Raw genomic sequence first — 10,702 nt, forward strand, 5'->3', positions numbered from 1 at the left:
CCGCCTTTCAGTCCACCCGGCGTTCCGCCGCTTCCTCCCCAGGTTCGGCTTCAGCTTCGGCCGCCTGTGCATCGCCTAACAGCGCGGTGGACTCCGCGGCGGGAAGCGCCTCGACCCGTTTGAGCTTGCGCTGAAGCTGGCGGCTGCGATGCGCTGCGTCTTCGATGGTGGTGCTGGTTTCGTCGAGCTTCTTCTTCACCTTGTCCAGCACGTCACCGAATTTGCCGAACTCGGTCTTGACCGCGCCGAGCACTTTCCAGACTTCGCTGGATCGCCTCTGGATGGCGAGCGTCCTGAAACCCATCTGCAGGCTGTTCAACAGCGCCGCGAGAGTTGTCGGCCCGACAATCACGACCCGCTGTTCGCGCTGGACGGAGTCAGCCAAGCCGGGGCGGCGCAGCACTTCGGCGTAGAGACCTTCGGTGGGGAGGTAGAGCAGCCCGAAGTCGGTGGTATGCGGGACCGCGATGTATTTGTCCCGAATGTCCCGGGCCTGCGCGCGGATGCGCGCCTCCAAATCCCGCCCCGCCTGCTCGACCCCGGCGGCATCACCGCGGTCGGCAGCGTCCACGAGGCGCTCGAAATCCTCCTTCGGAAACTTCGCGTCAATCGGCAGCCACACCGACTTCCCGTCCTCGTCATCGCGTCCGGGCAACTTGATGGCGAACTCGACGGTCTCACCTCCGGTCGGCTTGGTCCGCACATTCTGCGCGAATTGCTCCGGCGCGAGAATCTGCCCGAGCAGGACGCCAAGCTGCATTTCTCCCCAAGTGCCGCGGGTCTTTACGTTCGTGAGGACGCGCTTGAGGTCGCCGACGCCGCTGGCCAGCGATTGCATCTCACCCAGGCCCTTTTGCACCTGCTCCAAGCGGTCGCTGACCTGCTTGAACGATTCGCCGAGCCGCTTTTCGAGAGTGCCCTGCAGTTTTTCGTCCACGGTTTGGCGCATCGCCTCAAGTTTCGCGGCGTTGTCGGTCTGAAGTTGCGCGAGCTTGGCCTCGACCGCCTGGCGAAGTTCCAAGGACTTGCGTTCCTGGCTTTCCGTCAGTTGGGTGAGCTGCTTCGAGAACGAGCCGAGTTGCTCTTGCTGCAACCGTGCCATGTCGGCCATCTGCCGCATCATCGAGTGGCCGACATCGCGCAACTCCTCGCGCAGGGCTCGGCTCTGCCCCGACGTTTCCTCGCGATTTTGGGCGATCTCTTCCTTCACCGCGCGCTCGGTCCGCTCCTGTGCCTTCTCCAGGGCTTCGAGTCGCACCGTCACGGGAGTGAAATCGGCTCCCGCGGGTCGGCGCAGCAATGCGACCAGGATGGAAACCACTGCAAGCAACAGCAAAACCGCCACGATGAGCAGCACATCGATCATAAACTTGTTACTTGAGTCCCTTGAACAGCTTCCCGGCAAATTCAGCCGCTGGCGCCCGGTTGCCCCTCTGCACAATGCGATGTCCCTCGGCGCGAAGCCGCCTGCCGATGCCTTCAACTCCACCGGGATACTTCGCCTTCATGGGAGCGGATCAGAAGTGGGCCACGACTTCGATCTCCACGCTCGCACCGCGCGGCAGTGCGGCAACTTGCACGGTCGAGCGCGCCGGGAAATCGCCCGTGAAGTAGCGCGCATACACCTCGTTCATCCCGGTGAAGTCCGCGAGGTTCGTGAGGAACACCGTGCTTTTCACCACGTTCGCAAACGTGAGCCTTTGATCGTCGAGGATGGCCTTCACGTTTTCGAGCACGCGTTCCGTCTGCGATTTGATGTCCGGGGCGACGAGGTTGCCCGTGGCCGGGTCGAGCGGAATCTGCCCGGCACAGAACAGCAGGTCGCCCACGCGCACGGCGTGATTGTATGGACCCACTGCGGGCGCGGACTGGGCGGGCTTGATGATGGTCTTGGTCATGCTTGGAAGTGGCGCCTGGCGTATCAGCCCGGCCCGCAGCGGTCAAGCCGGTCGCCTCCGAACCCGGCGCCGCGGGAGGTTTACCGACACGAAAGCGCCGGGCAGGAGTTGCGCCACGGTGAACTTGCGCACCGCTTCCGGACGCGCGCTGTCCGCGACAAACACCGCTGCATCCGGCGCGTATTCGGAAAGCATCTGCCTGCACGCGCCACAGGGCATCACGCCCCCGTCCGCCCTCGCCACGATGGCAATCGCGTTGAAGTCGCGCGCGCCCGCGGCCAGCGCCGTGAAGATGGCCGTTCGCTCGGCACAGCAGGTCAGCCCGTAGCTCGCGCTCTCGACGTTCACGCCGGTGAAGACGGCCCCGTCCTCCGCGCGAAGCGCGGCGCCAACCTTGAAGCCGGAATACGGCGCGACGGCTCGCTCGCGGGCGGCAATCGCGGCGGCCACCAATTCGCTAGTCGCGGTCGAGCGCATAGAGTCTGGCGAACGCCGTCAGCAGATTGACCGTTCGCGTCGCCTCGCGCCGGGACCTGTCGAGCACTTCGCCGTGCGAAAGCTCGCCGTTGGATCCCAGTCCCGCGGCGTGATTGGTGATGCAGGACAGTGCGGCGACATTCAGGCCGCACTGCCGCGCGACGATGGCCTCCGGCACGGTGCTCATGCCCACCGCATCCGCGCCCAATCGCGCAAAGGCGCGGATCTCCGCCGGCGTCTCGTAACTCGGCCCCGACACCGCTAGATACACACCGCGTCGCAACGAGATGCCCGCGGCCTTCGCCGCCTTCGCCAGCAACCCGCCGAGCGCGGGCGAATACGCCCGCGTGAGGCTGACGAATCGCTCGCCACCATCCGCGCCCGCGCCGCGCAGCGGATTCACGCCCATCAGGTTGATGTGGTCCGTGAGCAGCATGAAGTCACCCGGCTTGAAGCGCGGGTTGATGCCGCCGGCGGCATTCGTGAGGAGCAAGTTTTCGACACCCAGCGCCGCCAAGGTGCGGATTGGAAACGTCACGCGCGCCATGTCGTGCCCCTCGTAGAAGTGGGCGCGACCACTCAGCACGGCGACTTGCGTGCCGTCGAGATGGCCGAGGATGAGCTTGCCGACGTGGCCCTTCACCGCGACCGAGGCGAAGCCGGGAAGGCCTGCAAAGGCGAATTCGCGGTCCACGTCGAGGCGGGGGAGGATGGACTGGAAGCCGCTGCCGAGAATCATCGCGAGCTTCGGGCGGAGCAACGAGCGACGGCGGATGAGTCTTGCCGTGGTCGTGGGGTTCATTCGTGTGGCCACTTGATTTCCCGCGGGGTCGGACTACGCTCCGCATCCTGTTTTGATTTATGCAACTGAGCAACGAAGAAATCCGGCGCTACTCGCGGCACTTGATCCTGCCGGAAGTCGGACTCGCGGGGCAGAAGAAGATTTGCGCGACGAGCGTGCTGTGCATCGGCGCGGGCGGACTCGGTTCGCCCATCGCGATGTATCTCGCCGCCGCGGGTATCGGCAAGCTTGGCATCGTGGACTTCGACACGGTGGACTACTCGAATCTCCAGCGCCAAATTCTCCACACCGACGCCGACGTCGGCCGGCCCAAGGCTCAGTCCGCGAAGGAAACCATCGCGGGCATCAACCCCAACTGCGAGGTCGTCATTCACGACACGCGCATCTCGGCTGAGAACGCCTTCGAGCTCATCGCGCCCTACGACATCGTCGTGGACGGCACGGACAACTTCCCCACGCGCTACCTCACCAACGACGCGTGCGTGCTGCTCAAGAAGCCGAACGTCTATGGCTCCATCTTCCGCTTCGAGGGACAGGCCAGCGTCTTCGCGCCGCACCTCGGGGGGCCGTGCTACCGCTGCCTGTATCCGGAGCCGCCGCCGCCCGGCATGGTGCCAAGCTGCGCGGAAGGCGGCGTCCTCGGCGTGCTGCCCGGCATCATCGGCTGCATCCAGGCCACGGAGATTTTGAAACTCGCGCTCGCCAAGGGCTCGTCGCTTGTCGGCCGCCTGATGCTCTTCAACGCGCTCGACATGAAGTTCCGCGAGTTGAAGCTGCGCCGGGACCCGCAGTGTCCGCTCTGCGGCGACAACCCGAGCATCACCAAGCTGATTGATTACGAACAGTTCTGCGGCATCGTCCCGGAGCCCGCGACGCCCGCGAGTAATCCCGACGAAGTGACCGTGCAGGAGATGAAGCGCGCCCTCGACGACTCGAAGCTCGGCATCAAGGTGATTGACGTGCGCGAGCCCGACGAACAACAGATCGCGCACATCGTCGGCGTGCCGCTCGTGCCGTTGAGCCAGCTTGGACAGCGCTTCACCGAGCTGGATCCCAACTCGCAATACTACATCCACTGCAAGAGCGGCATCCGCTCGCTCAAGGCGGTGAACTTCCTGCGGCAGCAGGGCTTCAAGTATTTGAAGAGTGTCAAAGGCGGCATCGCCGCGTGGTCCGACGAGATTGACCACAGTGTGCCAAGATATTAGCCGCAACCCACGACCGAGACATCTGCGAGCAAGGCGCGGACTTCCGCGAAGTCCAAGCAGCGCAGCGGGCGCGCTGCAGGAGAAACGCACCGGCTGGCATTAATCGGGATACCCGTCCGGGTGATTGAGGTGCCATCTCCACGCGGTGCCGACGATGTCCTCCAGTTTCGGATAGCGCGGCAGCCAGCCGAGTTCCGCCCGCGCCTTGGCCGCGCCGGCGACGAGTCGCGGCGGGTCGCCGGGACGGCGCGGTTTCTCGATCACCTTGATCGGCTTGCCAGTGACCAGTTCGCACGCGCGGATGACTTCGCGCACGGAGTAGCCTTCGCCGTTGCCGAGGTTGAAGAAGCCGCGCTTGCCCGGCGCGAGCGCGGCGATGTGCGCGGCGGCGAGGTCCATGTTGTGGATGTAGTCGCGCACGCAGGTGCCGTCGGGCGTCGGGTAGTCGTTGCCGAACATCTCCACGTGCGGCTTTTTCCCGAGCGCGACGAACAGCACGTTCGGAATGATGTGCGACTCGATGCGGTGGTGCTCGCCGAAGCGCCCGCTCGCGCCCGCGGCGTTGAAGTAGCGGAAGGCGACGAACTCCAGCCCATACACCTGCTGATACCAGCCGAGCATCTTCTCGAACATCAGCTTGGACTCGCCGTAGGGATTCACGGGGCGCTGTGGCAACTCCTCGGTCATGGGAAATCGCTCCGGCACGCCGTAGGTCGCGCAGGTGGAGCTGAAGACAAACTTGCGCACGCCCGCCTCGACCGCGGCGTCGAGCAGGTTCAGGCCGGAGGCGACGTTGTTGCGGAAATACTTCGCGGGATTCGTCATGGATTCGCCGACGAGCGAGTGCGCCGCGAAGTGCATGATGGCCCCGGCCTGCGCGTCCTTCACGGCCCGCCCGATCGCGTCGCGGTCGGCGAGGTCGGCGTGGATGAACCGCGCGCGCGGATCCACGGCGGAGCGGTGTCCTTCGGAGAGATTGTCGAAGACAGTGACCGCGTGGCCGGCGTCGCAAAGCTGCTCGACGCAGATGGAGCCGATGTAGCCCGCGCCCCCGGTGACAAACACGTTCATGGACAGTGAAGCTAGGGAAGGGCAGGGGACGCCTCAAGCCAATAGCTCTCGATACAGCGCGGGATCGACGTTGCCGCCGCTGATCACGCAGCAGACGGAGCGGCGATGGAAGTCCGCATTCGCCGCAAGCAGCGCGCCGATGGCGAGCGCGCCGGTGGGTTCCGCTTTCAGGTTCGCGTGCGTGAAGAGCAGGCAAACGCCTTCCTTGATGTCGGCCTCGGGGACTTCGACGACGCGGTCGAGTCCGTGCTGGAGGATTGCCCAGTTGTGTTCGCCGATGCTGAGCGTTCGCGCGCCGTCGGCGATGGTTGGCGGCTCGGATTCGTTCGCGATGATTCGGCCGGCACGCAACGAGCACGCGCCGTCGTTCGCCATCAATGGTTCGGCGGCGATGACTTTCGCCGGGGAGCCACATTCTCGCAGACCTTGGACAATGCCCGCGGTCAGTCCACCGCCGCCGAGCGGCGCGATGACAAAATCGAACTTGCGCCCCGACTGCGCAATCTCCCGCCCGAGCGATGCGTTGCCGGCGATCACGAGCGGGTCGTCGAACGCGCTCGCGATGTAGGCGTCGGGGAACTGGCGCGCGAGTTCGAGCACGCGTTGCTTGCGGGTGGTCTTCGAGGTGTCCACGAGGTCCACTTCGCCGCCAAACTCGCGGACGGATTCGATTTTCACATGGGCGGCGTTTGCAGGCATCACGACGGTGCACCGCTTGCCGAGCATGGAGCAGGCGCAAGCGAGAGCCTGGCCGAAATTGCCTGAAGACGCGGCGATGATCTGACGATGCGGCACGCCAGCCGCGACGTTGTAAGCACCACGAAACTTGAAGCTCCCGGAGACTTGGAACGTTTCCGAGGCAAGCGTGACGTCGATGGCGAGGTGTCGGCCGAGACGAGGCGCTTCGACAAACGTCGTGGGGCGGATGATTTCGTGGCGATGTTTCATCGCGCGCGGAGTTGACCACGGACTCGACAAGCGTCCAACAGAAATGCGTTCGAGAGGGGTTGAACCGGGTTCCGAGCTGTCCATTAGTAGTGCCCGCGGGTGGATTCGACCCCAAAATGTTGTGCCTTTTGGCTTTACAGCACGAAGCAGTTCTTGTTTCCTAGCGTCGGAATGTATCTCAAAAACCTCACCGTTCTAGGGTTTAAGTCGTTCGCGGACAAGACTTCGCTCAACTTCGAGCCGGGCATCACTGCCATAGTCGGCCCGAATGGCTGCGGGAAGTCGAACGTCTCCGACGCCGTGCGATGGGTCTTGGGTGAGCAATCGGCGAAGGCGCTGCGCGGCACCGAGATGGCCGACGTGGTGTTCAACGGCACCGACTCGCGCAAGGCGCTCGGCATGGCCGAGGTATCCCTGACGATCGGCGATGTTGACGAGGCGCACCTCACCGCCGCGGGCGTCGAACTCGGCTACAACGAAGTGACCGTCACCCGGCGCGTCTTTCGCGATGGCGGCAGCGAGTATTTCATCAACAAGACGGCGTGCCGGTTGCGGGACATCCAGCTGCTATTCATGGGCACAGGCGTCGGGCGCACGAGCTACAGCATCATGGCGCAGGGGAACATCACCCAGATCCTGTCGAGCAAGCCGGAGGATCGCCGGATGGTGTTCGAGGAGGCCGCAGGCATCACCAAGTTCAAGACGCAGAAACGCGAGGCGCTGCGCAAACTCGAGCACACCGAGCAGAATCTCCTCCGCGTGCAGGACCTCATCAAGGAAGTGAAACGACAGATCGGCTCGCTCCAGCGGCAGGCGGGCAAAGCGCGCCGATACAAACAGCTCTCCATCGAGCTCCAGCATCTGGACACGCAACACGCGCGGCATCAATTCGACCAGCTTCAAGCCGAGGTCGCCGAGCGCAACGCCACCGTGGCGCGTTTGCGAATCGAAATGGAGACGAGCCAGTCGGACGTGCTTCGCTGCGAGGACGACGTGCTGCAACTCCGTTCGCGCCTCAGCGAACTCGACGGCGAGATCAACAACTCCCAGCGCCGCGGCCTGGAGCTCAAGTCCGAGAGCGAGCGGCACGAGAGCCGGATTCAATTCAACGACCAGCGCCTGCGCGAAATGCTCGAGCAAAACGAGCGCGCCCTCAGCGAGATCACGCAGGGCGAGGAACGGTGCCGCGTCGCGCGATCGGAGCTCGAAGCCTTGACACAGCGGCTCGCCGTCTCGAACGCCGCCGTCGAGAAGCACCGCAACACGCTTCAGTGGAAACGCGACGCCCTGCAAGCCGTCGAAAATGAACTCCTTTCCCGGCAGGAGCACCTCCGGCGCGCGCAATCCGAGGCGTTCGGCGCGATGCAGCAGCTCTCGCGCGTCCGAAACGAAATGAACGCGCTGGAGTTGCAAAAGCAGGGGAACAGCATCCGGCTTGAGAAACTCTCGACCGAAAAAATCGGGCTCGAAGAGGAGCGCACGCGGCTGGAGGCGCGGCTCCGCAACTTCGCGGCGAACGTGGAGGCTGAAAAACAGCGTGTCCAGTCACAGCGCGGCTCCGTCGAGCAGCGAGAGGCGCGGCTTGCGGAACTCCGGCGCGAACTCGCCACCGCCGCGGAGTCGCTCGACCGGCTTTTGCAGGAACAGGCGGGCGCGCGTTCCCAACTCGGCGTGCTCGACCAGTTACAGACCAGCCACGAGGGCTTCAGCGCGGGCACGCTTTCCGCACTGCGCAAGTCGCGTGACGTGCTCGGTTCGCTTGCGGACAGGATTCGCGTGCCGGACCGGCTCGTCGTCGCGATCGAGACGGCGCTCGGCAGCAACCTGCAACTCGTCCTCACGGAGCAGCCGGAATCGGCGCAACAAGTCCTCGCCGACCTCGCCACGAACAAGGCCGGGCGCGCAAGCGTCGCTGCCCTTGGACTGGGAAGCTCCTCCACGGAGAGGAGCGCGGATGGGACGCTGCCCGCGAATGCCGAGCCCGCGTTGCGCGCTGTCGAGTCGGATGAACCGGTGCGCCCGCTGCTCCGCGCCTTGTTGGGGCGGACGCTTGTCGTTGCCGATCTGGCGACGGCCACGACCGCGTGGCGCGAGTGCGGCGGGAAGTATGACTTTGTCACTCTGACCGGCGAACTGCTCAACCGGCATGGCGTTTTCACGGGCGGCTACTTGAACGGGGCCGGCTCAGGCGCGGCGCCGTCCTCGATTCTCGGCCGCAAGAACCAGATCGCCGATCTTCAGGCGAAGCTCGGCGCGATGCAGCAACAGATCGACGACGCGAGCCGTGCGCGGGGCGCACTGCAGGCCGAGCAAACCCTGCTGCAGGCCTCCCTTCAGCAGGCGCAGACGGACTTGCGCACGAAGGAAGTCTCGGTCGCGAAGCAAGAGGGCGAGTTCCATTCGCTCGAAGACTCACAGCGGAACCTGCAGAGCCGCATCGACACCGTCGTCTATGAGATCCAGAACCTCGCGACGCTCGAACGCGAGGGGAACGAGAAGCGGGCGGCCCTGGCCGGGCAGCTTGCCGAATTCGAATCGCGCGAGCACCAGTGCCAGGCGGCCGTCACTTCCGTCACCACGCAGATTGAGCAACTGCGCCAGCAGCGCGAGACCGCCGCGGCCGAGGTCAGCGACACGAAGGTCCTGGTCGCGACCGAGGAGCAGCTTTGCTCGTCGTTCCGAGGAACCATCCCGCAGATGGAGCAACGGATCCGGGAGCAGGGTGAACTCGTGCTCCTGCGCAAGTCGGAGATCGCGTCCTGCATCCAGCGCAAGGAGCTGGCGGAATCCGAGAACACGGACTCGCGGGCCGCCATCGACAGGCTCCGGATCGAACGCGAGCAGGTGAGCAGCGAGACGGCGGGCTGGATGAGCCAGAAGTTGGCGCAGGAGTCCGAAATTTCGACGCGCGAGGAAAGTCTGCGCGAATTGCGGCGCCTGCTCACCGACTTGCAGACCCGGCGCGGCGCCGTGGATGTCGAACTGGCGCAAAAGGACATGGCCGTTCAAAACCTGCGCGAACGGATTCAGCAGAAGTATCAGGTCCGGCTCGACGACGTGCGGAGCGAGTGCATCACCATCACCGTGGCCGAGGAAGGCACGGCGCGGGTGCACGTGATGACGCCCGAGGAAATGGCCGCGAGCGGTGCCGCGACGGATTGGAACGCCGTGGCGGGGCAGGTGGCAGCCCTTCAGAAGCGCATCGAGGAGATGGGGCCGGTGAACATCGTCGCCATCGACGAATATGAGGAGACCGAGCAGCGACACACGTTCCTGACCACGCAGAACGACGACCTGCTCTCGGCGAAGGCGCAACTGCACGAGGTGATCAACCGCATCAACTCGCAGACCACGCAGATGTTCCGGGAGACTTTCGAGAAAATCCGGGAGAACTTCCGGTTGATGTTCACGGAGATTTTCGACGGCGGAAAGGCCGACCTGCACCTCGCTGACGAAGGCGACCTGCTCGAGTGCGGCATCGAGATCATGGCGCGCCCGCCGGGCAAGCAACTCACGAGCATCTCGCTCCTGTCGGGCGGCGAGCAGACGATGACCGCCGTGGCGCTGCTCTTTGCGATCTATCAGGTGAAGCCCTCGCCGTTCTGCGTGCTGGACGAACTCGACGCGCCCCTTGACGAGTCAAACATCAACCGCTTCATCCGCATCCTCCAGCGGTTCATCGTCCACTCGCAGTTCGTCATCATCACCCACAACAAGCGCACGATCGGCATGGCGGACGTGCTCTACGGGGTGACGATGCAGGAGCGTGGCGTGAGCCGCATCGTGAGCGTGAAATTCCACAAGGCCGGCGCCCAAGTCACCGACCACCGGCCCGTCGCGCTCGAGCCGCTCCCGCCGAAGAGCATCGAGGAGGAGGAAGACGCGCCGCACAAGCGCCAGGACACGCTCGAGATCGTGATGGCGAAGTGAGCGGGCGGGCGCGCTGCGCCAGCCGGTCAGCGCGGCAGTGGGTGGAACCTGAACGTCGCGGGCCTTCGCGCAGCCGGGTCGAGTTCCACCTCGTAATAGCCGCCGTCATTCAGGAGCTGGATACCGGGCAGGGCAGGGCAGAGTCGCACGTTGAACGGCTTCCAGCCGCGCGCTCGATTCAGGGCCACGGTGTAGCGCTCGATTGACTTCCCGAACATGGAGACTCGCGGCATCCCCGCGAGCGTTCGCGCCACGTTGAGGAACAGCTTCGAATGCAGGTGGCCGACGACGGTGTGCTCGATCTGCGGGAGCTTTGCGCGGACCGCTTCCTCCGACGCGAGGAACGGCAAGGCCGAGGGATCGTGGCA

General features: G+C 64.8%; 8 protein-coding genes. 2 read left to right on the forward strand and 6 right to left on the reverse strand.

Annotation, left to right across the window (positions count from 1 at the left end):
* Positions 1-7 precede the first annotated feature (7 nt).
* The 4 genes from rmuC to FJ386_10095 all read right to left on the reverse strand — a co-directional run bounded on the left by rmuC (position 8) and on the right by FJ386_10095 (position 3,177).
* Entirely contained in the window at positions 8-1,366 is a 1,359-nt protein-coding gene (gene rmuC, locus FJ386_10080; GenBank protein ID MBM3877053.1) for a DNA recombination protein RmuC, read from the reverse strand.
* Between the two features lie 151 nt (positions 1,367-1,517).
* A complete protein-coding gene (locus FJ386_10085) occupies positions 1,518-1,898 on the reverse strand; it encodes a RidA family protein (protein MBM3877054.1) in 381 nt (126 codons plus the stop codon).
* Positions 1,899-1,940: 42 nt separating this feature from the next.
* On the reverse strand, positions 1,941-2,375 hold the full coding sequence (locus FJ386_10090) for a cytidine deaminase (protein MBM3877055.1): 435 nt from the start codon (positions 2,373-2,375) through the stop codon (positions 1,941-1,943).
* Entirely contained in the window at positions 2,356-3,177 is an 822-nt protein-coding gene (locus tag FJ386_10095; protein ID MBM3877056.1) for a purine-nucleoside phosphorylase, read from the reverse strand. Before FJ386_10095 ends, FJ386_10090 begins: the two co-directional genes overlap by 20 nt.
* A gap of 59 nt (positions 3,178-3,236) precedes the next feature.
* On the opposite strand from FJ386_10095, the gene moeB reads away from it, so the two are divergent.
* On the forward strand, positions 3,237-4,385 hold the full coding sequence (gene moeB / locus FJ386_10100; GenBank protein ID MBM3877057.1) for a molybdopterin-synthase adenylyltransferase MoeB: 1,149 nt from the start codon (positions 3,237-3,239) through the stop codon (positions 4,383-4,385).
* A 99-nt stretch (positions 4,386-4,484) separates the two neighbouring features.
* Here moeB and galE read toward each other — a convergent pair whose 3' ends face one another.
* Together galE and FJ386_10110 are read right to left on the reverse strand one after the other, a co-directional pair.
* Positions 4,485-5,456 (reverse strand): UDP-glucose 4-epimerase GalE, encoded by a 972-nt coding sequence (gene galE, locus FJ386_10105; protein MBM3877058.1) that lies wholly within the window; start codon positions 5,454-5,456, stop codon positions 4,485-4,487.
* 33 nt (positions 5,457-5,489) lie between these two features.
* Complete coding sequence (locus FJ386_10110; GenBank protein ID MBM3877059.1) at positions 5,490-6,488, reverse strand: threonine/serine dehydratase; 999 nt, start codon at positions 6,486-6,488, stop codon at positions 5,490-5,492.
* 87 nt (positions 6,489-6,575) lie between these two features.
* Here FJ386_10110 and smc point away from each other — a divergent pair, with 87 nt between their 5' ends.
* Positions 6,576-10,334: a chromosome segregation protein SMC gene (gene smc / locus FJ386_10115; protein ID MBM3877060.1), complete on the forward strand. Its 3,759-nt coding sequence runs from the start codon at positions 6,576-6,578 to the stop codon at positions 10,332-10,334.
* Positions 10,335-10,702 lie beyond the last annotated feature (368 nt).

Source organism: Verrucomicrobiota bacterium (assembly GCA_016871675.1).
Lineage (GTDB): Bacteria > Verrucomicrobiota > Verrucomicrobiia > Limisphaerales > VHCN01 > VHCN01.